The organism is Pelagibius sp. (assembly GCF_965227505.1).
Lineage (GTDB): Bacteria > Pseudomonadota > Alphaproteobacteria > Kiloniellales > Kiloniellaceae > Pelagibius.
Genome location: NZ_OZ245757.1, coordinates 3,236,093 through 3,259,246 on the forward strand (window position 1 = coordinate 3,236,093; position 23,154 = coordinate 3,259,246).

The following is a 23,154-nucleotide window of genomic DNA, read 5'->3' on the forward strand; positions in this document are numbered from 1 at the left end:
GGCGCGCGCCGGACTTAGGTCAGGACTTTCGGCCTGCGCGTCAGTTGGCCGCTTTCAGCGCCTCGATGGCCGAGGCGTATTCGGCCCGGCGGTCGGCGATGAACTGATCGACCTGATCGTGCGGAATGTCGGTCACGACGTAGCCGTTCTCCTCCATCTTCTGCCTGAACTCCGGCTTGGCGTTGATTTCGCCGATGATGGCCGAGAGCCGGGCGCGCACCTCCGCCGGGGCGTCCTGCGGCAGGGTGACGCCGCGGTAGGCGCCGGCCACGTAGTCAAAGCCCAGTTCCTTGAAGGTCGGCACGTCGGGATAGGCGGCGACACGTTCTTCCGTCGCGATGGCCAGCACCCGCACCTGATCCCCGGCCTTGATGCCCTGGGTGGTGTAGCTCATGGCCGCCTTCACCTGGCCGCCCAGCAACGCGGCGATGGAGGGGGCGGAGCCCTTGAAGGGGATGTAGGTGGACTTGGTGCCCGCCATCTGGTCGAAGCGCACGGTGGCCAGGTGGTTGGCCGAATTGGTGCCGGAGCCGGAGAAGGTGGTGGCGCCCGGGTTGGCCTTGGCGTCGTCGATCAGGTCCTGCAGCGTCTGATAGGGGCTGTCGGCGCGCACCAGGATCGCATCGGGGGTGTAGTGGAAGACGAAGGCCGGCCTCACATCCTCGGTCTGGTAACCGACGTCCTTCATGGCCGGCTGCAGGATGGCGTGGGGGAAGTTCACGTTCATGATGGTGTAGCCGTCGGCCTCGAAGCCGTTCAGCTGGGCCCAGGCGGTGGCGCCACCGGCGCCGGGCTTGTACTGGATCACCACGTCCTCACCGGTCACTTCCTTGAAGTAGGGCTCCTGGAAGCGTGCGGTGACGTCGGATTCGCCGCCCGGATTGTAGGGGACGATGTAGGTCACGGGCTTGCTGGGGTAGTCCGCGGCGATGGCGGCGGGCGCCAGCAGCGCGGCTCCCAAGACAAGCGCAGCGGCCGGTGCGGCTGCGGCAGCAAGAATGCGCATGGAAATCCTCCCTGATTGGTAGATTGTTGCTCTTTTACGGTTGGGCGATGCTATGCGGCGGTCGCTCCGGGATTGAGAAGAATTTATTGAACAATCCCCATGAAGAATTCAAGCTGATCCGGTCTCTCGTCCAATCGATGCCCCAATGGAACTTAAGCAACTGCGCATATTCCTGGCGGTCGCAGACGAACTGCATTTCGGCCGCGCCGCCGAGCGGCTGCACATGGCCCAGCCGGCCCTCTCCGCCCAGGTCCGCGGGCTGGAGGACGAGTTGGGCGTGCGCCTGTTCCTGCGCACCACCCGCCGGGTCAGCCTGACCCGGGCGGGCGAGAGCTTCCTGCCGGAGGCGCGGGCCACCCTGGCGCAGGCGGAGGCCGCCGCGGTGGCGGCGCGCACCGTCGCGGGCGAGGGGGCCGAACTGCTCAAGGTCGGCGGCGTCGACTCCGCAACCGCCGGGCTGCTGCCGCAGGTGGTGCGCCGCTTCCGCCGCGACCACCCCGAGGTCGAGATCAAGGTGAACGAGATGCTCTCGGCCCCGGCCCTGCATGCTTTATCCAATCGTCACCTGGACATAGCCTTTGTCCGGGTCTGGCCCAAGGACAGCCATCTGGCCGCGCGCCAGGTGCTGACCGAACCCATCGTCGCCGCGCTGCCGGCCGATCACCCCCTGGCCGCGCGGGAGGCCGTGCCGGCCCAGGAGATCGCCAAGGAACCGCTGGTCATCCCGGCCCGCTCCCACCGGCCGATCCTCTTCGACGTGGTGCACGACTACTTCCGCAGCCGCGGCTACGAACCGCGCATTCTGCAGGAAGCCAACGAGCGCCATGTCATCATCGCCATGGTCGCAGCCGGACTCGGCGTTTCCCTGGTGCCGGAATGGGTGACCCAGTTCCGCCGCGACGACGTGGTCTACCGTCCGCTGGAGGGCGGCGGTCCGCTGGTGGAGGTTTACGTCGTCTGGCGGGAGCGCGAGGTGATGCAGAGCGCCCTCAGCTTCCTCGACTATCTCCCGGCGCCCCAAACGGTCTGACAAAAGACCGATTAATAGCCTGAGGCGATCAATGGCGGCGATTGGACTTGCCGCCGCCGCTTCGCTACCCAAAAAGCCATGTTCGACGGCTTCACACGTTTCGACCTGCCCGGCGACGGCGCGACGATCCATGGCGTTGCCGGCGGTGCGGGGCCGCCCCTGCTGCTGCTGCACGGCAATCCCCAGACCCATGCCATGTGGCACAAGGTGGCGCCGCGGCTGGCCCAGGATTTCACCGTCGTCGCCACCGATCTGCGCGGCTATGGCCGCTCGTCCAAGCCGCCGAGCGATGCCGAGCATGCGCCTTACTCCAAGCGCGCCATGGCAGCCGACATGGTCGCGGTGATGGACCAGCTCGGCCACGAACGCTTCCTGATCGGCGCCCACGACCGCGGCGCCCGGGTCGCCCACCGCCTGGCGCTGGACTGGCCGCAGCGGGTGGAGCGTCTGGCGGTGCTGGACATCGCGCCGACGCGCGAGATGTACCGCGGCACGACCGAGGCCTTCGCCCGCGCCTACTGGCACTGGTTCTTCATGATCCAGAAGGCGCCCCTGCCGGAGCAGATGATGGCCGCCGACCCGGAGGGCTTCTGGCGCTGGCGCTGCGGCGCCGGGGCGGCCGGCATGAGCCCGTTCAGCGCCGCGGCGCTGGCGGACTATCTGGCTGCCTTTCGCGACCCCGCCACCATCCACGCGACCTGCGAGGACTACCGCGCCTCCGCCGGGATCGACATCCGCCACGACGACGAGGACGGCGGTCGCAAGGTCGCCTGCCCGCTGTTGGCGCTGTGGTCAGCCGGCGGCGCCGTCGACCGCTGTTTCGACGTGCTGGACCTCTGGCGCCGGCGTGCCGAGGATGTGCGCGGCGGCCCTCTGCCCGGTGGCCACTATCTTGCCGAGGAATGCCCGGACGCCGTGCTGGACGCCTTCCTCGCGTTTTTCAAAGGACAGGATTGATGACAGGAAAGACTTACCGCATCGCCGTCATTCCCGGCGACGGCATCGGCCAGGAGGTAATCCCGGTCGGCCAGCGTGCCGCCGAGGCGGTGGCCGACGTGCATGGTTTCGCCATCGAATGGCAGAGCTTCGACTGGTCCTGCCAGCGCTATGCCGAAACCGGGCGCATGATGCCGGAGGACGGCATCGAAGAGGTCAAGGGGTTCGATGCGATCTACCTGGGCGCTGTCGGCTGGCCGGGCGTGCCGGACCACGTCTCCCTCTGGGGCCTGCTGATCCCGCTGCGCCGCGAACTTGATCTCTATGCCAACGTGCGCCCGGTGCGGCTGCTCCAGGGCATCACCTCGCCGTTGGCCGGCCGCGGGCCGGAGGACATCGACTTCATCGTCGTGCGCGAGAACGTGGAAGGCGAGTACTCCGAGGTCGGCGGGCGCCTTTACCACGGCTCCGACCACGAGATGGCCTCCCAGCTTTCCATCTTCACGCGCCGCGGCGTCGACCGCATTCTCGACTACGCCTTCGAACTGGCGCGCAAGCGCAAGCGCAGGCACGTCACCTCGGCGACCAAGTCCAACGGCATCGTCCACACCATGCCCTACTGGGACGAGCGCTTCGCCGCGGCGGCGGCGCGCTTTCCGGATATCGAAACCGCGCAGTACCACATCGACATCCTGACGGCGCACTTCGTGCAGCACCCGGACTGGTTCGACGTGGTGGTCGCCTCCAACCTCTTCGGCGACATTCTCTCCGACCTCGGCCCGGCCGTGGCCGGCTCCATCGGCATTGCGCCGGCGGCCAACATGAATCCGACGCGGGAGTTCCCGTCGCTCTTCGAGCCGGTGCACGGCTCGGCGCCGGACATCGCCGGCCAGGGCATCGCCAACCCTATCGCCGCCGTCTGGACTGCGGCCATGATGCTGGACCACCTGGGTGAAAGCGCAGCGGCGGCGGCGCTGGAGCGTGCCATGGAAGCGGCCCTGGCCGACCCGGCGACACGCACCCGCGATCTCGGCGGCAGCGCCGACACCAAGGCCTGCGGCGAAGCGGTGCTGCGCGCCATCCGTTAGCAGGGCGGAGTCTTGGGGACGGTCTCTGCGGGGCGCGACACCCCCGATGCCCACCCCCAATGCCCACTACCAGGGGCGCGACACATTGTCCCGGTGAGGCCGCCCAACACCGCGCCTAGACTGCCGGATCGAACAGGGGACCCGAAGACGGGACAAGCCAGGGAGGCTCGCTGTGTAAGCGCGGGCTCCAAATCTCTATGGCGATCGCGCCGGTAACAGGCAGGCAGGGAGCGAGCGGGCGTAGCCGCACAGCGACGCCGCGGCAGTGGGCCGCGGCGGTGATCGCCTTCGTTCTGGTCGTGCGGCTGCTGCTGCCCTGCATGCCGGCCCAGGCGATGCCGGGCGCTCCCGGCGGCAGCGACGACTTCTTTCTGCTGTGCACACCCAACGGAATCATCGACCTGCGCAGCCTCGATCCTGCTGCGGCCGGCTTCGGGGACAGTGCCGGGAAGAACGATGGGGAGCAGCCGTCGGAGGAGCCGGCACCGGCTGACGGCGATACCTTCCGGACCTGCCCCGGCGCCTGCACCTTCACGCTGTCCCTGCCCCTCCTGGGCGATGCCTACGCCTTCGCGCCCCTGGCGATGGGCAAACCCCTTCCCGCTCTGCCGGCGGATCTGGCGGCGGGGCCGGACTGGCTGCATCATTCCCTGGCCCCGCGTGCGCCGCCCTCTTCCCAAAGCTGACCTTCGCTTCAACCGCACCACTCAGCTTCGGCGGCCCCGGCCGCCGCAAAGGGAATCGTCTTATGGACACCTCTTCCGTCTCGGCGGAGCCTGCAGCCTCTGCAGAGCCCCGCGATTCGACCTCCGCGTTTTCGCGCAAGTTCTACCTCGCCGCCTGGCGCTGGCATTTCTACGCCGGGCTTTTCGTCATTCCTTTCCTGCTGATGCTGGCCGTGACCGGCCTCATCATGGTCTATTTCAATTCGGTGGAAACGCGCTTCGGCGAGCGGCTCTATGTCGTGCCGCAGGCGCAGATGACCACCGCCGTCGCCCAGGCCCGGGCCGCGCTTGATGCCCATCCCGGCGGAACGGTCAGCCAATACATGCCGCCGCCGGCCGCCGACCGCACCGCCCTGGTCCGGGTGAAGGTGGACGATCTCAGCATGATCGTCGCCGTCGATCCCTACACCAACGAAGTGCTGTCATCGGTCGACAAGGATTCGACCTGGTACTACTTCGCAAGCGACATCCACGGCACGCTGCTGATCGGCGACCTGGGCGACCGCCTGATCGAAGTCGCCGCCGGCCTTGCCATCGTCATGGTGGTCACGGGCCTGTATCTCTGGTGGCCGCGCGACGGGACCGGCCTTGCGCGGGCGCTCCTTCCCCGGCTCAGCGCGAGAGGCCGGGCGCTGTGGAAGGAGCTGCATGTCAGCATCGGGTTCTATCTCTCCCTGCTGCTGGTGTTCTTCCTGATCTCCGGCCTTGCCTGGGCCGGCATCTGGGGCGGCCAGTTCGTCCAGGCCTGGAGCACCTTTCCAGCGGAGAAGTGGGACAACGTCCCGCTGTCGGACCAGACCCATGCCAGCATGAACCACGGTGCCTTGAAGGAGGTGCCCTGGGGCCTGGAGCAGACGCCGATGCCCAGCTCCGGCTCACAAGCTGGTGCTGCCGGCGTGCCGGAGGGAACCGCGGTCAACCTCACCAGCGTGGAGGCCTTGGCGCGGACGATCGGCTTCGAAAAGCAGTTCCGCATCAACCTGCCGGATGGCGCCGAAGGCGTCTACACGATCTCAGCCGATTCCATGGACGGCGATACCGAAACCCCGACCGGCGACCGCACCGTCCACGTCGATCAATACACCGGCAAAGTGCTGGCCGAGGTGGGCTACGACGACTACGCCCTTGCCGCCAAGGCCATGGCGGTGGGCATCGCGTTGCACCAGGGCGACATGGGCCTGTGGAACACGGCGCTGAACGCGCTGTTCTGCCTCGCGGTTGTCTTCCTCTGCATCAGCGGCGTGGTGATGTGGTGGAAGCGTCGCCCGAGCGGGATCGCCCGCCTCGCCGCACCGCCGCTGCCGGCCAATCTGCCGCTGTGGAAGGGGGCTGTCTTCCTGATGCTCCTGCTCTCCCTGGCGTTCCCGCTGGTCGGGCTCACGCTGCTGACGGTTCTGGCGCTGGACCTGCTGGTTCTTTCGCGGATCCCGCCGCTGAAGCGGGCTCTGCAGTAGGATCAGCAATGTAGGGGGCTGGGCACCTCCGGGCCGGTCGGAACGGCCCGCCCGGAGGTCCGGCCTCCCTGATCCTTGACCTTTCCGTCGCGAGAAGGCTGATAAGCTGAACGTCCGGCCCGGACCAGGACACTGCTGAGGAGCTGCGCCCGTCATGCCGACCATCCGTTCCTGGACTAGAACGCCTGCCCGTGCCGCAGGCCTGTTCCTTCTGGCTGTCGCGCTTTGCCTGCCTGGGAGCGACGCCGTCGCCCACGCCAAGGGCCCCATGGTCTCGCCGGCGGACGGCAGCGCGTTGGCCGAAGCGCCCCGGGAACTGACGCTGACCTTTGAAGAAGCGGTACGGCTGACCTCCCTGCGCCTCTACAACGCGGCAGGTGACGAAGTCGAACTGCCTGGCAGGCGCAGTCTCGATCCTGTACGGGAACGCCGTGTTCCCCTGCCGCCGCTGGAGGCCGGACAGTATCGCGTGGAGTGGCGCGTGCTCTCCGCCGACGGTCACCCGGTGAGCGGCGCGTTCAGCTTCACCATCGCTCCGCCGCCGTAACGGTCGCCGTCAAGCGGGGCCGGGTCTCTCTTGTCTTCCGTCGAAGCCGTCACTCTCGCCGCCAAGCTGCTCTCTTACGGGGCGGCCCTGGTGGCGACCGGTGCGCTTTCCTTCATGATCGTCTTCCGCTCCCTGCTCACCGCTGCCGAGGTCGCGGTGATCCGGCGTCATGTCGGGCTGCTTCTGGTGATCGCGGTTCCGGCATCGCTGGCCATAGTCTACGCGACCGTGGCGCTGCTCAGCGGGGCCGGGCTTGCCGGGGGCTTCGATGCGGAACTCTGGGCGCTGGTGGCCGGAACGGCGGCGGGCGACGCCGTCTGGCTGCGCCTTGCCGGATTGGCGCTGCTGTCCGTCGGACTGTTGCATGCCCGTCTGTGCCTGCCGGCACTGCTGGCCGGGGGCCTTCTGGTCGCGCTGTCCTTCGGCCTCGTCGGGCATACGCAGGACGATCCGAATTCCCCGTGGCTCCACGCCCTCCTGACCCTGCACTTGGCGGCGGTCGCGTTCTGGATCGGCAGCCTCTGGCCGCTGTTGCAGCTTGCGGGCGCGGCGGAGGGCGCGCGGGTGGCGGCGGTGATGCAGCGCTTCGGGCGCATCGCTGGCGTCTTTGTCGCCTGTCTGCTGCTGGCCGGGGCCGGTCTCGCCGCTCTGCTCCTCGGCGGCATCGCGCCGCTCGTGACCACCGCCTATGGCCGGGTGCTGTTGGTCAAGCTGGCGCTGGTCGTGCTGCTGCTCGGCTTTGCCGCGCTCAACAAGTGGCGTCTGGTTCCGCGCCTCGCCGCCGGCGAGCCGGGCGCAGCGCTGCGGCTGCGGCGTTCGATCGCCGCGGAGATCGCGCTCGTGATCGCCATCCTACTGGCAACGGCCGTGCTGACCTCAGCCGTCGCGCCGCCCTGACGCTGCCCAGTGGGGCAGCTTGACCTTCCAGCGGCGGGAAGCTTCAGCCTTTGCCGGGTCTGGAACGAACAACGGGCTTGTTGCGGTGCGCGGAGTCGGACGGCGGAGGGTCACCATCGCCTTTGTTGCCTTGATCCTGGCTGCGGCGGCGGCCGGCACCCTCGCCGTCGTGCAGGATCGGGTAGCCGGCGGGATCGATCCGGACGACGCCCGGCTGGTGGCGCTGGGCCGCGACGTCTATGCCGCCGAATGCGCCGTCTGCCACGGTGCCAACCTGGAGGGGCAGGCCGACTGGCGTCAGCGCCGCGCCGACGGGCGCCTGCCGGCGCCGCCGCACGATCCCAGCGGCCACACCTGGCATCACCCCGACGTCCAGCTTTTCGCGCTCACTAAGTACGGGCCCGCGGCCATTGCCGGCGGCGGTTACGAAAGCGACATGCCGGCCTATGAAGGCATCCTGACCGACGAAGAGATCTGGGCCGTGCTGTCCTACATCAAGAGCCGCTGGCCTGCGTCGGTGCGGGCGCGGCACGACGCCATCAACCGCGCAGCGCGGGGCTGAGAACCCATCGCTCTACAGGAAAGGACCTTGGTCATGGTCAAAGCCGCTCTGGTCGCTGTTGCTCTGTTTCTCGTTCCCGGCGTCGCTGCCGCGGCGCAGGATGCAAATCCCTATGCAGGCTGGCAGGACCGCCCCATCAAGGCGCTGTCGCCCCAGCAGATCGAGGACCTGAGTGTCGGGCGCGGGATGGGGCTCGCGCTGGCCGCGGAACTGAACGGCTACCCGGGACCGCGCCACGTGCTGGACCTGGCCGAGGCGCTGGGCCTGTCGCCGGCGCAGCGCGGGGCCGTCGAAAGCCTCTTTGCAGAGATGCAGTCCGAAGCGCAGGGATTGGGCCGTGAGATCCTGATGCGCGAGGCGCAGCTCGATCGCATCTTTCGCGAAGGCGCGGTCACGGAAGAAAACTTACGCGAAGAGGTCGCTGCCCTGGGCGACCTGCAGGGCCGCCTGCGTTTTGCCCATCTGCGCTACCATCTCAGCACCCGGGCCTTGTTGAACGATCAGCAGGTCGCGCTCTATGACCGCTTGCGCGGCTATGGCCCGAATGCCGGCGACGGGGCCGCTCCTGTCCATGAGCATCACGGCAGGCACTGAAGGCGCGGCGGCGGTCAGCCCTTGCGCCAGACCGCCAGATCGTGGGCGGCGATCTCGGGCCCGCCCAGCACGAAGGCGCTGCCCTCGGGCGCCGGCGCCGGCAGCGGCTTGTCGCCGTAATTGAAGGCGAAGGTGAGATCGCCGAGACGGCGCAGCCGCAGCGCGTCGTCGAGCCGCTGGACCGCCAGGCCGCGGGCCTCGGCCAGGGCGGCCAGATAGTCGGTCAGGAAATCCTCTTCCGGCCAGAAGCCGAGGTAATGCGTGCGGCCCTGTGACAGGATCGCGGCCTCTCCGTCGGGGAAGCGGGCCTGCGTCTCCGCCGTGGCGCTTTCCAGGCGCTCGCGCCAGAGGCCGATGCTGTAGCCCTTGTTGCCCCAGGTGAGCTGATCGCGCACGGCAGGCGGGAGGCTCTCCACCCGGGTCACCTGCATGTCGATCAGCTGTCGCAGGGGGCCGGGCGGCAGGCCGGCGGGAATCTGAAAGCTCTCGGTCTTCGATCCGCTGCGCGGGCCGAGCACGACGGCGGCATCGCTGTCAGCCAGGGCCTCGGCGGCGCCGTTCCGCAGCACAGGCAGGCTGGGGACGACCACCAGGGCATAGCCGTCGAGCGGCGCCCCCGCCGGCAGGATATCGACGTCCAGGCCCAATCGCCTGAGGCAGCGGTAGAAGCGGTGGGCGAGGTCCTTGTGGTTGAAGCCCAGTCCCTGCGGCTGGATCTGGAAGGCCCAGACGGCTTCGTAGTCGAACACCAGGGCGACCGGCGCCTGATGGCGCTTGCCGAGGGAGTCTGCAAGCGCGGCGATCTCCTCACCGACCTGGCGCGCTTCTTCGCCACCCTGATCCAGCGCGCCGTCAGGGCGATTGAGGCCGGCGTGCATCTGCTCCTGCGCGAAGGGCGCCTGGCGCCAGCGGAAGTAGGACACCACTTCGGCGCCGTGGGCGAAGGCCTCCCAGGTCCACAGCCGCACCATGCCTTTGGCCGGTGCCGGGTTGAAGTCGGCCCAGTTCACCGGCCCCGGCTGCTGTTCCATCACCCACCAGCGCGCCGTGCCCATGCCGCGGCAGAGGTCGTGGTGAAAGGCCGCGACGTCGGGGTGGCCGGAGCGCGCCCAGCGCTTCTTGTCTTCGGCGGGCATGGGCAGGCGCTGGTCGGTGTGGCCCAGCGGATAGCTGTCCCAGGACACGACATCCAGATCGCGCGCCAGGGGGTAGTGATCGAACTCGGTGAAAAAGCCCATGAAGTTGTGCGCCAGGAAGCGGCCGGGCGAAAGGCGGCGCAGAATCTTCGCCTGCAGGCGGTTGTAAACCGCGACCTGGTCGGAGGCGAAGCGGCGGTAGTCCAGCAGGTGCGAGGGGTTGGCCTCGGTGACCGTCAGGTTGGGCAGATCCACTTCATGAAAGCCGCCGTACCTTTGGCTCCAGAAGGCGGTGCCCCAGGCCTCGTTCAGACGCTCGATCGTCTTGTATCGATCAAGCAGCCAGTTGCGAAAGGCCGGCAGGCAATGCGGCACGTAAGACAGCACCGTGTTGTGGCAGCCGTACTCGTTGTCCAACTGCCAGCCGGCGACGGCGGGATGGTTGCCGTAGCGCTCGCCCATGGCCTCGACGATGCGCTGTGTTTCCTCCCACCAGGCCGGACTCGAAAAGCAGTAGTGCCGCCTTGCCCCGAAGCGCAGCACGCGCCCGCGCTCGTCGGCTGGCAGAATTTCCGGGCGCTCGTCGACCAGCCACTTCGGCGGCGTTGCGGTCGGTGTGCCGAGCACGACCTTCAGGCCCGCGGCCGCCAGGGTTTCGATCGCGCGGTCGAGCCAGTCCCACGCGAAGGCATCGCGCCGAGGCTCCATGAAGCTCCAGGCGAACTCACCGATGCGCACGTAGGTGATGCCGAGCGCCGCCATGGCCGCGGCATCCTCGGCCCAGCGGCTTTCCGGCCAGTGCTCCGGGTAGTAACAGACGCCAAGCATTGCGCTCAGACCTTTTTCAGATGCAGAAGGGCGATGGACTGCGGGCGGACGAGTCCAAAGTGCAGGCCGCCCTCTGTCAGCAGCCGGCCAGACAGCACGATTTGACCGTCAAGCCAAGCCCGTAAATCGTTCATGTAGTCCGCCAGCCCGTCCGGTGCGGGCGGCAGCAGCGTGACCCGGTAGTCGGCATCCGGATCGAAGCCGGGCAGCCGCAACGGCGCCGGCCGCGGGGGCAGCGGCGGTTCCAGGCAGACCAGGGCGGCGAGCCCTTCCGAAGCGTCCTGGGCGATGCTGAGCCAGGCCTGGCCGTGCGCGCCCATGAATGGCAGACGATACAGCCGGCCGCCGTGGAGCAGCGATCGGAAGCGCTTGTAGAGCGCGATCCAGGCTTTCAATGAGTCGTGCTCCGCGGCGCTCAGTTCGGCCAGATCGAACTCCAGTCCGAAGTGCCCGAAGAGGGCGGTGCCGGCCCTGAAGTCGAGGCTGAAGCGGCGTCCGGCGGTGTGGCTGGCGGCGGGACCGACATGGGCGCCCAAAACCTCCGGCGGGAAGAACAGACTGGCGCCGCGCTGGATGGTCTGGCGCGCCAGGGCGTCGTTGTTGTCGCTGGTCCAGAGCCGCTCGCTGCGGCGCAGGACCGCGTAGTCCGCGCGCCCGCCGCCCGAGGCGCAGGACTCGATCTCCACCTGCGGGTGGGCGGCGCGCAGCCGGTCGAGCAGGGCGTAGAAGGCCAGAGTCTGGCGCCGCGCCGCGGGACGTCCCAGGGCATCGCCGGCCGGGGCCAGGTCGCGGTTGTGGTCCCACTTCAGGTAGGCGATGGCATGGTCCGACAGCAGCCGGTCCAGCCAGGCGAAGAGGTGATCGGAGACTTCCGGCCGGGTCAGGTCGAGCACGAGCTGGTGCCGTCCGGTCGGGCGCGCATGGCCCGGCAGCGCCAGCACCCAGTCCGGGTGCGCGCGGTAGAGGTCGCTGTCGGGGTTGATCATCTCCGGCTCGACCCAGAGACCGAAGTCCATGCCGAGGTCTGTGATCCTGGCGATCAGCGGGTCGAGCCCCTGCGGATACTTGGTCGGGTCGACCTGCCAGTCGCCGAGGCCGGACTGGGCGCTGACACGGCCGGGAAACCAGCCGTCGTCCAGCACGAAGCGCTCGACCCCAAGCGCGGCGGCCTGTTCGGCCAGGGCGAAGAATTTCTCTTCGCTGTGGTCGAAGTAGATCGCCTCCCAGGAATTGTAGTGTACGCGGCGCGGCTGCGCAGCGACACGGGGCGGCAGCACCGCGTCCCGCAGAAAGGCATGGAAGCGCTGGGAGAGATCGTTCAGTCCGGCTGATGACCAGGCCGCGTGCACCCAGGGGCTTTCGTAGCGCTCGCCTTCGCCCAGGATCACCTCCCCCGGCAGCAGCAGCTCGCCGAGCTGCACCTGGTGCCCGGCGTCGGGCTGGTGGTCGATCAGCAGGCGGTGGTTGCCGCTCCAGGCGAGGTGAAAGCCGTAGACGCTGCCCTGCAGGTCGTCGAAGCCCCGGCTGCCGACGATGCAGCCGGGAAAGCTGGCGTGGCTGGTGCGGCCGCGGCGGCATTCCTGGGCGATCTGCCCGGCGCCCAGCCCCATGCGGCGCGGCGTGAACTCGCTGCTCCAGGCGCCGTTCAGCAGCAGCGCATCCTCTGCGTCTTCCGGCAGGTCGAAGGCGGCTCCGGCCAGCCAGGTGAGGTTATAGGGTTTGGCGGCGCGGTTGGTCAGGGCCGAGCGGCGCGAGACAATGCCGCTGGCGGTGTGCAGCCGGATGTCGAGGGTGAGCGCCAGCATCGCCCGCGGTTCTTCCAGGTGGAGGCGCAGGGCATCGTCTTCCTGTTCGATCTCGCGCAGTTCGAAAGCGGTGGCCCAGTCGTTGCGTCCGCGGTGTCCCTCCAGCCCCGGCGCGCCGAAGAAACCGAGCCCCGCTTCCGGCAGCAGGCTGACCGGCGGCGGGCTGTCCAGGATCGCGTGCTGGCGCAGGCGCGGCTGCGCCGAAACGGCGAGGGCTTCGGGGTCTATGCCGCCCGGAAGGGTGGGGCCCCAGTGCAGGCAGAGCGGCACCCCTGGTCCGCGACAGTCGAGCAGCAGACTGCTGTCCGCACCGTCGAGGCGGACGAAGGCGGGCGGCATGGCGGCCCTCAGCCCTTTGTCGCGCCCAGGGTCAGCCCGGCGATGAAGTGGCGTTGCATGGCAAAGAACATGATGACCGGCGGCAGAGCGGCCACCAGGGAGCCGGCGGAGATAAGCTGCCAGGAGGCGACCCACTGCCCGCGCAGTGCGGCCAGCCCCACAGTGACCGGCCGCACCTCGTCGCTCTGCACCAGCACCAGGGCCCAGAAGTAGTCGTTCCAGATGAAGGTGAAGACCAGCACCGCCAGGGCCGCGCAGGCCGGGCGCACCAGCGGCACGACGACATGCCAGAACACCTCGAACTCGGTCGCCCCTTCCACCCGCGCCGCCTCGATCAGTTCGTGGGGCAGGGCCTGGATGAAATTGCGCATGAACAGCGTGCAGAAGCCGGTCTGGAAAGCGATGTGGAAGAGGATCAGCGACCAGTAGGTGTCGTACATGCCGAGCTGGACCATCAGGTCGCGCACCGGGATCATGAGGATCTGGAAGGGAATGAAGTTGCCCGCGATGAACATCGCAAAGAGCAGAAGGTTGCCGCGGAAATTGTACTTGGCCAGGGCGAAGCCGGCCATGGCCGAGATGGCAACCGTGATCGCCACCGTCGGCAGGGTGACGATGACGCTGTTCATCAGGTAGAGCGTCATCGGAGTTGCGGTGAAGACGGTGGTGTAGTTCTCCAGGATCTGCCATTCGGTCGGCAGGCCCCAGTAGTTGCCTTGGGTGATGTCGTTGAGCGAGCGCATGGAGGTCAGCATCACCGCGACCAGCGGCAGCAGCCAGACGATCAGCGCGATGGGCAGCGAGATCTTGTAGCCCAGGGCGACGCCCGCCGGCGCCTTTTGAATGGCGGTCGGATACATCAGCCGCTCCTGCGTTCCTGTTTCAGCATGCGGTAGAGGAAGAAGGCGATGTAGATGTCCATGATCAGGAACAGGACCGTCGCCACCGCCGCGCCGTAACCCATGCGGTAATTGAAAAGCGACTGCTCGTACATGTAGTAGGCCAGCACGGTCGAACTGCCGAAGGGGCCGCCGGCGGTCATGATGGCCACCAGGTCGAAGCTCCTCAGCGCGCCGATGACGGTCACCACCACGGCGATGAAGGTGGCGGGCCGAAGCTGCGGCAGGATGATGTGGTAGAGCATCGACCAGCCCTTGGCGTTGTCGATGCGCGCGGCCTCGATGACCTCGCCGTCGAGGTTGTTGAGGCCGGTGAGATAGAGGATCATGCAGTAGGCGGTCTGCGGCCACAGCCCCGCCGCCACGATCCCGTAGGTGACGAAGCGCTCGTCGGAGAGCACCGGAACCGGCTCGCCGCCGAACGCGCCGAGCACCTCGCCGAGCAGGCCGAAGCTCGGGTCGTAGAACCAGGCGAAGACCAGGCCGACCACCACCTGGCTGATGACGAAGGGGAAGAAGAACAGCGACTTGACGAGGCGGATGCCCCAGACTTTTTGATTCAGGTAGAGCGCGATCGCCAGGCCGATAACCGGCGACAGCATGAACAGCACCAGCCAGATGACGTTGTTCCACAGCGACACGTAGAACAGTTCGTCGTCGAAGAGCTCGGCGTAGTTGGCGAGGCCGACCCAGACCTTGTCGCCCAGCCCGTCCCACTCATGGAAAGAGATCCAGATGCTCTGGATGATCGGGTTGACCACGAACACCAGGAACATGATGAAGGCCGGCGCCAGGAACAGGATCGGCGCGATCTTCGTCTGGTTGCGATACCAGTAGGAGCTTCGGCCACGAAGCTCGGCGAGGCTTGCCTGGGCGTTCATTCCCCCTCCACAGGCTTTTTTGTGGATCGGGGCCGGTCGCTTCCCTCCTGCATCCGGCCCCGATCAGAGCGGACCTATTGCTTGAAGATCCTTTGGCGCGACTTCTCAAGGCGGTCGAGAATGCGGTCCAGGCGGTCGGGCTTCACCATGAACTCCTGGAAACCCTGCATGCCGAGCTTGGCCATCTCGGGGTCGGTGTCGCGATCGTAGAACTGTGCCAGGCCTTCCGACTCCGACAGCATGGTGAAGCCGGCCTGCAGGAAGCGGTCGTCCTTGACGGTGGCGTCCTTGTTGGGCGGCAGGCGCTCCAGCACCTTGTTCATGGCGGTCTGGTTGTCGGCCCTTGCGACGAAAGCGAGGAACTTGCGGGCGTCTTCCTTGTTCTGCGCGCGCGCGGGGATGTGCACCGTATCGATGGGCGCATCCTCATACATCGGCACATCGGGGTTGATGACCGGGAACTGGAAGAAGTCCATCTTGTCGGCGATCTCCGGCGGGAAGAAGGGCACGAAGAAGTTGCCGATGAGATACATCGCGGCCTTGCCCTGGAACACGAAGGGCTGCGCCTCCTGCCAGGAATAGGTGGCGTGATTCTCCAGGAAGTGCCCGGCATCGACCATCTGGCGCCACTTGTCGAAGACCGCGCGCACCCGGTCGTCGGTGTAGGGCACCTTGCCGTCCATCAGCTCCAGATGAAACGGCAGACCGTTGACGCGCAGGTTCAGGTAATCGAACCAGCCGCCGGCGGTCCAGAGATACTTGGTGCCGATGGCTATGGGGGTGACGCCGCCGGCCTTCAGCTTCTCGTTCACCGCCATGAACTCGTCCCAGGTCGTGGGCGCGGTCAGGCCCATCTCCTCGAAGATGTCGCGGCGGTAATAGACGCCCCACTGGTAGTAGCTCCAGGGCACACCGTACTGCTTGCCGTCGACGGTCATGGCCGAGAGGCTGGACGGCATGGCGTCCTTCAGGCCGTTGGCTTCCCAGACGTCGCTCACGTCTTCCAGCAGGTCGCGGTCGACGAAGGTCTTCATGCGGTTGCCGGCGAACCAGGTGATGACATCCGGCGCCTGGGAGGAGAGGAAGTTGCGCACCGAGGTCTTGAAGCCCTCGTGATCGAAGACGTTCAGCTTCACCTCGATGTCGGGGTTTTCCGCCTCGAAGCGCTCGATCAACTCCTCGAAAGCCTGCTTGGGGGCGGGATCGGAGGTTCCGGCATTGATGACCAGCGTGCCCGCCGTCGCGGTCTGGGCCGTCAGGGCGGTCTGGGCCGTCAGGGCGATTCCGAATGCCAAGCTGCCGGCCAGCACCGCCAGCCGCCGTAGAGAGCGTTTCACCGTCTTCCTCCCAGTTCGTTGTTCCTTTTTCTCGGCACAGCTTAAGGTGGCCTGTTACGCGCAATGGTAGACCCTTCCAGAGGGCCTGCAAATGGTCTTCTTAAGATACCCGCGGGATCAATCTGTGACGCTGCTGTGCGGGTCACCGCGCAACACGGCGCGTTCACACAGGGCCGGCGGGGTTCTTGCGGATACCGTGATGCGGTATCACATTTGCGTCACAGGCCTGCGGTGGCCGGCCCGATCAGGGTTTTCGCGTTTGCGTGTTGCGGCGCGGCGCGGTCAACTGGGCGCTCACCCGTACGCCAGGCGCGCACCCGTAAGGACGATGCAGAGATCGCAGCGATGTCCCGGATAGTCGTCGATGCCGGCCCCTGGCAGGCCGCGCCACGCGCGCTGCCGGCCTGGAAGGCGATCTTCGCCATTGGCGACGTGCATTCCCATGCCGATCATCTTTGGATGCTGCACGAGCGCATCAGCGGCATCATCGCCCTGGAGCACGATGCCCGCGATGTCTCCGTCGTCTGGCTGGGCGACTATGTGGACCGCGGCTGGGAGCCGCTGCAGACCCTGGACCTCGTGGCCGCCGGCCTCGGCAGGCCCGAAGTCAACGAGGTCAAGCTTCTGGGCAACCATGAGCGCTATCTCATCGATGCGGCCACGGGCCGTGACCTTTCGCTGCCGCGGCTGCTGAACTGGTGGCGCTACGGCGGCGAGGAAACCCTGAAGTGTCTGGCCCCGGACGCGGAGATCGACAATCCGCAGACGGTCGGCGCGGCCTTGTTCGAGGCCCTGGGGCGCGAGCGGCTCGCCTTTCTGGAAACCCTGCCCCTGCAGCACCGCATTGGCGATTATGTTTTTGCCCATGCCGGCCTTAACCCGGACCGGCGCCTGGACGATCAGGACGAAGAGGATCTGCTGTGGATCCGCGAGCCTTTTCTCAGCAGTCGGGACTGGCCCCACCCGGTGACGGTGGTGCATGGCCACACCCCCGACGGGCCGATCGCCCTGCAGCACCGCATCGGGATCGACAGCGGCGTCTTTGCCAGCGGCTCGCTGAGCGCGGTGGAGATCCGCGGCAACGAACTGCGGTTTCTCACCACCCGGCTCGAGACCTGACGGATCAGGCGGGCCGCCAAGAGACAAAATTCCCAGGAATGCCTTTCCCGGCAGCCTGCCCCGGGGGCGCCTCGGCAGTCTTGGTGAACGCGCGGTGAAGCCGGCGGCATTCTTAAGCAAAGACTAAGTGTTTTGCCGTAGGTTGAGGCGTACTTGTCGCCGCTCTGCGTTGGGTTCTCCCGGGTGACCGAAGCCTGCGCAGCCGTCGAAAACGCCCAGTTTCCAGAAGGTCGGAATGGACCAATCCAAGCAGAAGCGCGACGCGGAGGCGGCCAAGCCGGACTCCGAACCGCTGCGCGTTCAGCGTGACCGCTTCCTGGCCTTCGCCTTCGCCGCCTCCGACCTGCTGCTGGAAGTCGGAGACGACAGCCTGATCCGCTATGCCTTGGGGGCGACCAGCCAGCTTCTCGGCCGGTCGCCGCAGGAGATGATCGGCCTCGGCTGGCTGGACCTCTTCGCGCCGGAAGACCGGCCGATCCTGGTTGCCAAGATCGGCGGCCTGACGGCGGGCAAGCGCTGCGGGCCGGTGCTGACCACCATGATAACGGCCGGGCCTGCCGCCGAGGAGGCGGCGCGCGACGCCGCCGGCGCACCGTCTGGCGCCGCCGGGATCAAGGTCGTCTTCAATGCCTGCCGCATTCCGGACCACGAAGAGGTGGTCTACTGCACCGTCACCGTGGCCAATGCCGCCTCGGCCAAACAGGCGCGGGCCGCCGCCCAGCGCACCGACGGCGGTCTGCTGCAGCGCGAGGCCTTCGAGGCTGCGGCGGTGGAAACGCTGGAGGCTGCGCGCGCGGCCGGCGAGGATGTCGAACTCACCTTTATCGAACTGGTCGATGCCGAGCCCTTCCGCGAGCGCGTCGGCCTGGACCGTTGGCATGCCTTTTGTGCCGATGCCGGCGCGGTCATGCGCGAAGGCTCCATCGACAGCGATTCGGCCGGCGCCATTACCCAGGACCGTTTCGGCATCGTCCATGCGGCCGGCGCCGCGACGGGCATGGAGGTGCGCCGCCAGTTGCAGGAACTGGCGCGGGCTTTCGACCCGGCCGGCGGCGGTCTGGCGGTCGAGCAGGCCACCATCGATGCGGGCGCGGAGGAACTGACCAGCGAGGAAGCCGCCCAGGCCCTGGTCTACGCCATCAACAAGGTCGCCTCCAACGGCACCGCCAAGATGGCCTTCTCCAACCTGAGCGCCAGCTTCCACGAGCATGTCTCCGAGACCCAGGAGCGGATCTCCACCTTCAAGGCCGTGGTGGCCGAGAACCGCTTCGACTTCGCCTTTCAGCCGATCGTCGACCTTCGCACGCGGGAGATCTCGCACTTCGAGGCCCTGACCCGCTTCGCCAAGGGCGAATCGCCTTACCAGACCATTGTCTTCGCCGAGGAAGTCGGCCTTATCCAGGACTTCGATCTGGCCTGCACCCGGCGGGCCTTTGCCTATCTGGCGGAGCGGGTTGGCCACTCCCCGGTGAACCTCGCCGTCAATCTCTCCGGCCAGTCGCTGCAGAACGACGCCTTCATCGATGCCCTGATGGCCCTGAGCACGGAGAACAAGGCCCTGGCCGGGCGCCTGATGTTCGAGGCGACGGAGTCCTCGCGGATCTACGATCTCGAGCGCGTCAGCAACGTTTTCCAGACCCTGAAGGAACTCGGCTTTTCCATGTGCCTGGACGACTTCGGGGCCGGTGCCGCCTCGTTCCAGTATCTGCGCGCGCTGGAGGTCGACTATGTGAAGATCGACGGCACCTATACGCGCCGGCTCCTGAGTTCGGACCGCGACACCCTGATGCTGCGCAACCTCTGCGACCTCTGCCGCGACCTTCGGATCAAGACCATCGCGGAGATGATCGAACTGGAGGAACAGGTCGCCAAGCTGCGGGCCCTCGGGGTGCACATGGGCCAGGGCTACCTCCTGGGTCCGCCGGCGCCCCAGCCGGTGTTCTCCGGCGGGGCCGAAGGGAGCCGCGCCCGCCGGCGCGCCTGAGCCGGGCCATCTGAGCCGGGTTCCCTGGGCCGGGCTCCCTGGGCCGGACCGGCGGTGCTGCGGACCCGGACATAAATAAGAACATTGTCCTAAACCTCTGCCCGATCGCAGAGGCCGCTTGATCGCATCGGTTGCTTGATCAGCGCCGGGCGCCTCCCCAGATATAGCTCAGCGGTGCCACGCAAGGGCCGCTGGCAGGGATGACCACACAGGTATCCCCGTACTGCCTTAAAGACGACGGCTGACCTTGCTCGCGATGTAGAGGAGGAAAACCCGCAGATGACACGCCTGTCGCTTTTCAACAGTCCGCTGCTGCTCGGTTTCGAGGAGTTCGAGCGGGCCGTTGACCGGATCTCAAAAAACGCCGACGGCTATCCGCCCTACAACGTCGAGCAGCTCGCCGAGCACCGGCTGCGCATCACGCTGGCGGTTGCCGGATTTGCCGAAGAAGACCTCACCGTCCAGATCGAGGACAACCAGCTGGTCGTTCGCGGCAAGCAGCAGGACGACACGCAGCGCAACTATCTGCACCGCGGCATCGCGGCGCGCCAGTTCCAGCGCTCCTTCGTTCTGGCCGAGGGTATCGAAGTCACCGCGGCGTCGCTCGACAAAGGCCTGCTCCACATCGATCTGGAGCGCCCGCTGGTGCAGCCGCAAGTCCGTAAAATCAAGATCGACAGCAAGGAGTCTCAGTCAGGGGAGTCGCCATCCATTCAGGATATTCGGAAAGGAGAGTAAGACATGAACGAACTGACAGCCGTTCGCGAACTCTCGCCCCAGGACTTTCTCTTGCTGGGCGTCAACGACCTGGCCTACGTGAAAAAGGCAAGCCACGAAGGCAAGGAGGTTTATCTGGTGTTCTCGGCCGACGGGACCCAGATCGCCACGATGGCCGATCACGACATCGCTTTTGCCGCGGTGCGCCAGAACGGCATGGAGCCGATGAGCGTCCATTGACCGGTCGCAGTAGCGGCTCACCGGCGTAAACGAAAGACGGCCCCGCAGCGCGCGGGGCCGTTGTCTTTGGGGCTGGCCTTAGGCTGGGACCCGAAACCGGGGCCGTCAGGCCGCGTGGCTGGCTGCGCCCTGGGTCAGAAGCGCGTAGATGGCATCCGCGTTGTCGGTGCCGCGCAGCTTGTCGCAGATCGCCCGGTCGCGGAACAGCCGCGACACCCGGGCCAGGGCCTTCAGGTGGTCGGCCCCCGCGGTTTCCGGGGCCAGCAGGACGAAGATCAGGTCGACCGGCTGCTCGTCGATGGCGTCGAAGTCGATCGGGTTTTCCAGCCGCGCGAAAAGACCGTAGAGGCGGTCGAGTTCCGGAAGCTTGCCATGCGGAATGCCGATACCGTGGCCCACGCCGGTGGTCCCCAGGCGCTCGCGTTCGATAAGCACCTCGAACACGGCCCGCTCCGGTTGCCCGGTGAGTTCCGCCGCCTTCTTCGCCAGTTCCTGAAGCGCCTGCTTCTTGCTGGTTACGCGAAGGCTCGCAACAACGCTTTCCGGGTCGATAAGATCGGATAGTTCCATCAGTAACTCTTGGGTTCTTGCCTGATCGCCCCGCAGACTGGCCCTTGCGGGCTCACTCTTTGCGGTTTCCGCGGGGATCGATCCAGCCGATATTGCCGTCGCTGCGCCGGTAGACCATGTTCAGGCCGCCGTGCGCCGAGTTGCGAAACATCATTGCCGGAAGATTGCCAAGATCCATGTGCATCACAGCCTCGCTGACCGTCAGCGCAGGAATCTCCGTTGCCATCTCCGCAACAACAATGGGTTGATTGTCGCCGCCGCTGTCTTCATCGGTCTCTTCATCGTTGTCGCCGGCCAGAATGTACTGCTGGGCCGGCAGCGGCGCACCGTCGGCGCTCGCAACCTTGTTGTTGTGGTCGCGCAGGCGGCGCTTGTAGCGGCGCAGCCGTGTCGAAAGACGCTCCGCCGCCGCATCGAAGGCCGGATAAGGCTCGTTGGCCTCGCCCTGCGCTTCCAGCTTTATGCCGCGCCCCACGTGGGCCGATACAACCGCGCGATACAGATGCGCCTCGCGGGACAGCGTCACCGCACAGTCGATCGCATCCCCGAAGTACTTGTCGAGAATGCGGGAAAGGCTTTCATCAACGTGCGTGCGCAGCGCGTCACCGACGTCAAGCTGCTGGCCCTTAACAGAGAGCTGCATGATCACTTTTGTGGATTGTAACGAGGTGGCTCACCACCCGCATAACATAGCCCTTTCCTCAGGGCGGGCGCAACATAGAGACGGGCCCGACGGCTGTCAATAGGCCCGCACGACCCGCTCGCCGAAGCCTAGATATCGGGTCGCCGGCATGGCGAATCAACAGGTTAAGATTGGTTAACGCTGGCCGATTTCTCACGCCGCCGCTGCACCGAGGACGGAATTCGCATGGCCTCGCGGTACTTGGCGACCGTGCGCCTGGCGATATCGACCCCGTCCTTGCGCAGCAGTTCGACGATGGTGTCGTCGGAGAGGATCTTCTTGCGGCTTTCCCCTTCGATCAGAAGCTTGATGCGGTGTCGCACCGCTTCGGCGGAGTGGGCGGTGCCGTCAGCCCCGGCGATGGACGCGGTGAAGAAGTACTTCAGTTCGAAGGTGCCGCGCGGGGTGGCGATGTATTTGTTGGAGGTCACCCGACTTACGGTTGATTCATGCATCTCGATCGCCGCGGCGATATCCCGCAGGGTCAGGGGCTTCATATGCTCCACGCCCTTCTGGAAGAACGCGTCCTGCTGGCGCACGATCTCGGTCGAGACCTTGAGAATCGTGGTGGCGCGCTGGTGGAGGGCTTTCACCAGCCAATTGGCGGACTGCAGGCGCTCGCTGAGGTATTCCCGCTCCTTCTTGGATCGGACCTGGGTGTTGACGTGGGCGTAGTAGTCGGCGTTCACCAGGACCCGGGGCAGGGTTTCGGCGTTGAGCTCCACCACCCAGCCGCCCTTGCGGTCCGGACGCAGCAGCACGTCGGGAATGACAGGCTGGGCCACGGCGCCGTCGAAGGTCAGCGCCGGGCGGGGGTCGAGGGCTTTGATTTCCCCGATCATGTCGGCCAGGTCTTCCTGGTCGACCCCGCAGAGCTTTTTCAGACGCGCCAGGTCGCCCTTGGCCAGAAGCTCCAGGTTCTCGACCAGCGCCTGCATCGCCGGGTCGTAGCGATCGCGCTCCTGAAGCTGCAGCGCCAGGCATTCCGCCAGGGATCGGGCGAAGATGCCGCTCGGCTCGAAGCGCTGCAGTTTCAGGAGAGTCGCCTCAATGGCGGACTCGGGGCAGCCGAGCGTCTCGGCAAGGTCGCCCAGATCGGCGGACAGGTACCCGTTGTCGTCGAGCAGGTCGATCAGCGCGGCGCCGATGGCGCGTTCCGAGGGATCGGCAACCTCCAGCATCAGCTGATCGGAAAGATGCTGGCGCAGGCTCACCTCGTCGGAGAGTCTTTGCTCCAGCGAAAAGTCGTAGTCGTCGCCGCGCGCGCTGCCCAGACCGCGGTTGGAAAAGGCAGCGTCTTCGCCGCCGCTTTCCCAGGAGGCCCCGTGGGTGAAGACGTTCTCGTAGTCGGTGTCCAGCGGGTCGTCACCCTTGGCAGGCAACTGCTCGGCGTTGGCCCGGTCCAGGCTGTCGCCGCCGGCGCTCTCCAGCAACGCGGTTTCGTTCAGGCCGCTGTCGTGGTCGCCTTCGCCGCTGCCGCTCGCGGCCGTATCGCCGGCCGCCTCCGATGCGGTGAAAGGAGTCTCGAGCCCAGAATCGAGTGATGGGTCGAGTGATGGGTCGAGTCCGGCCTCCTGCTGGTCCACCGCCGGTGGTTCCAGCAGGGCATCGCTGCTGCCGTCCTCGCGTTCAAGCAGAGGGTTCTGCTCGATCTCTCTGTCAACTTCGGCCGCCAGTTCCAGGTTGGAAAGCTGCAACAGCTTGATGGCCTGCTGCAACTGCGGCGTCATGACCAGAGATTGGCGCTGGCGCAGTTCCAATCTTTGAGTCGCCGCCAT

The 23,154-nt window shown here is 66.8% G+C and carries 22 protein-coding genes; 13 read left to right on the plus strand and 9 right to left on the minus strand.

The features are described from left to right. Positions 1–40: 40 nt before the first annotated feature. A complete protein-coding gene (locus ACO06P_RS15420; RefSeq protein WP_420346121.1) occupies positions 41–1,006 on the minus strand; it encodes a tripartite tricarboxylate transporter substrate binding protein in 966 nt (321 codons plus the stop codon). A gap of 145 nt (positions 1,007–1,151) precedes the next feature. On the opposite strand from ACO06P_RS15420, the gene ACO06P_RS15425 reads away from it, so the two are divergent. The 9 genes from ACO06P_RS15425 (at position 1,152) to ACO06P_RS15465 (ending at position 8,839) form a co-directional block, all read left to right on the plus strand. Further along, entirely contained in the window at positions 1,152–2,036 is an 885-nt protein-coding gene (locus ACO06P_RS15425) for a LysR substrate-binding domain-containing protein (RefSeq protein WP_420346122.1), read from the plus strand. Positions 2,037–2,114: 78 nt separating this feature from the next. Next, positions 2,115–2,993 (plus strand): alpha/beta fold hydrolase, encoded by an 879-nt coding sequence (locus ACO06P_RS15430; RefSeq protein ID WP_420346123.1) that lies wholly within the window; start codon positions 2,115–2,117, stop codon positions 2,991–2,993. After that, entirely contained in the window at positions 2,993–4,060 is a 1,068-nt protein-coding gene (locus ACO06P_RS15435; RefSeq protein WP_420346124.1) for a tartrate dehydrogenase, read from the plus strand. The genes ACO06P_RS15430 and ACO06P_RS15435 overlap by 1 nt, the downstream gene beginning before the upstream one ends. A gap of 278 nt (positions 4,061–4,338) precedes the next feature. After that, on the plus strand, positions 4,339–4,746 hold the full coding sequence (locus ACO06P_RS15440) for a hypothetical protein (RefSeq protein ID WP_420346125.1): 408 nt from the start codon (positions 4,339–4,341) through the stop codon (positions 4,744–4,746). Between the two features lie 62 nt (positions 4,747–4,808). Further along, complete coding sequence (locus tag ACO06P_RS15445; RefSeq protein ID WP_420346126.1) at positions 4,809–6,239, plus strand: PepSY-associated TM helix domain-containing protein; 1,431 nt, start codon at positions 4,809–4,811, stop codon at positions 6,237–6,239. A gap of 154 nt (positions 6,240–6,393) precedes the next feature. After that, positions 6,394–6,786 (plus strand): copper resistance CopC family protein, encoded by a 393-nt coding sequence (locus tag ACO06P_RS15450; protein ID WP_420346127.1) that lies wholly within the window; start codon positions 6,394–6,396, stop codon positions 6,784–6,786. 30 nt (positions 6,787–6,816) lie between these two features. Next, positions 6,817–7,683, plus strand: coding sequence for a CopD family protein (locus ACO06P_RS15455; protein ID WP_420346128.1), 867 nt, complete (start codon positions 6,817–6,819; stop codon positions 7,681–7,683). Positions 7,684–7,768: 85 nt separating this feature from the next. Next, positions 7,769–8,245 carry a c-type cytochrome gene (locus ACO06P_RS15460; protein ID WP_420346129.1) on the plus strand — a complete coding sequence of 159 codons (477 nt, stop codon included), beginning with the start codon at positions 7,769–7,771 and terminating at the stop codon, positions 8,243–8,245. Between the two features lie 33 nt (positions 8,246–8,278). Further along, positions 8,279–8,839, plus strand: a complete 561-nt coding sequence (locus tag ACO06P_RS15465) for a hypothetical protein (protein WP_420346130.1) — start codon at positions 8,279–8,281, stop codon at positions 8,837–8,839. 14 nt (positions 8,840–8,853) lie between these two features. Here ACO06P_RS15465 and ACO06P_RS15470 read toward each other — a convergent pair whose 3' ends face one another. From ACO06P_RS15470 to ACO06P_RS15490, 5 genes are all read right to left on the minus strand, one after another. Then, a complete protein-coding gene (locus ACO06P_RS15470) occupies positions 8,854–10,803 on the minus strand; it encodes a beta-galactosidase (RefSeq protein ID WP_420346131.1) in 1,950 nt (649 codons plus the stop codon). A 5-nt stretch (positions 10,804–10,808) separates the two neighbouring features. Continuing rightward, a complete protein-coding gene (locus tag ACO06P_RS15475; protein ID WP_420346132.1) occupies positions 10,809–12,947 on the minus strand; it encodes an alpha-galactosidase in 2,139 nt (712 codons plus the stop codon). Between the two features lie 8 nt (positions 12,948–12,955). Then, positions 12,956–13,807: a carbohydrate ABC transporter permease gene (locus tag ACO06P_RS15480; protein WP_299391100.1), complete on the minus strand. Its 852-nt coding sequence runs from the start codon at positions 13,805–13,807 to the stop codon at positions 12,956–12,958. Beyond that, positions 13,807–14,727, minus strand: coding sequence for a carbohydrate ABC transporter permease (locus tag ACO06P_RS15485; RefSeq protein ID WP_420346133.1), 921 nt, complete (start codon positions 14,725–14,727; stop codon positions 13,807–13,809). The genes ACO06P_RS15480 and ACO06P_RS15485 overlap by 1 nt, the downstream gene beginning before the upstream one ends. 74 nt (positions 14,728–14,801) lie before the next feature. Further along, positions 14,802–16,064, minus strand: a complete 1,263-nt coding sequence (locus ACO06P_RS15490) for an ABC transporter substrate-binding protein (protein WP_420346134.1) — start codon at positions 16,062–16,064, stop codon at positions 14,802–14,804. Between the two features lie 345 nt (positions 16,065–16,409). Between ACO06P_RS15490 and ACO06P_RS15495 the strand changes: the two genes are divergently transcribed. The 4 genes from ACO06P_RS15495 to ACO06P_RS15510 all read left to right on the plus strand — a co-directional run bounded on the left by ACO06P_RS15495 (position 16,410) and on the right by ACO06P_RS15510 (position 20,124). After that, entirely contained in the window at positions 16,410–17,183 is a 774-nt protein-coding gene (locus tag ACO06P_RS15495; RefSeq protein WP_420346135.1) for a metallophosphoesterase, read from the plus strand. Positions 17,184–17,418: 235 nt separating this feature from the next. Next, positions 17,419–19,167 carry an EAL domain-containing protein gene (locus tag ACO06P_RS15500; protein ID WP_420346136.1) on the plus strand — a complete coding sequence of 583 codons (1,749 nt, stop codon included), beginning with the start codon at positions 17,419–17,421 and terminating at the stop codon, positions 19,165–19,167. 279 nt (positions 19,168–19,446) lie between these two features. After that, positions 19,447–19,905, plus strand: a complete 459-nt coding sequence (locus tag ACO06P_RS15505) for an Hsp20 family protein (RefSeq protein WP_420346137.1) — start codon at positions 19,447–19,449, stop codon at positions 19,903–19,905. Between the two features lie 3 nt (positions 19,906–19,908). Continuing rightward, positions 19,909–20,124 carry a DUF1150 family protein gene (locus ACO06P_RS15510; protein WP_420346138.1) on the plus strand — a complete coding sequence of 72 codons (216 nt, stop codon included), beginning with the start codon at positions 19,909–19,911 and terminating at the stop codon, positions 20,122–20,124. A gap of 105 nt (positions 20,125–20,229) precedes the next feature. Here the strand turns inward: ACO06P_RS15510 and ptsN are convergent, their stop codons facing one another. The 3 genes from ptsN to rpoN all read right to left on the minus strand — a co-directional run bounded on the left by ptsN (position 20,230) and on the right by rpoN (position 23,154). After that, positions 20,230–20,694 (minus strand): PTS IIA-like nitrogen regulatory protein PtsN, encoded by a 465-nt coding sequence (ptsN, locus tag ACO06P_RS15515; RefSeq protein WP_420346139.1) that lies wholly within the window; start codon positions 20,692–20,694, stop codon positions 20,230–20,232. Between the two features lie 52 nt (positions 20,695–20,746). Continuing rightward, a complete protein-coding gene (hpf, locus tag ACO06P_RS15520; protein ID WP_420346140.1) occupies positions 20,747–21,337 on the minus strand; it encodes a ribosome hibernation-promoting factor, HPF/YfiA family in 591 nt (196 codons plus the stop codon). A 164-nt stretch (positions 21,338–21,501) separates the two neighbouring features. Next, on the minus strand, positions 21,502–23,154 hold the full coding sequence (gene rpoN, locus ACO06P_RS15525; RefSeq protein WP_420346141.1) for an RNA polymerase factor sigma-54: 1,653 nt from the start codon (positions 23,152–23,154) through the stop codon (positions 21,502–21,504).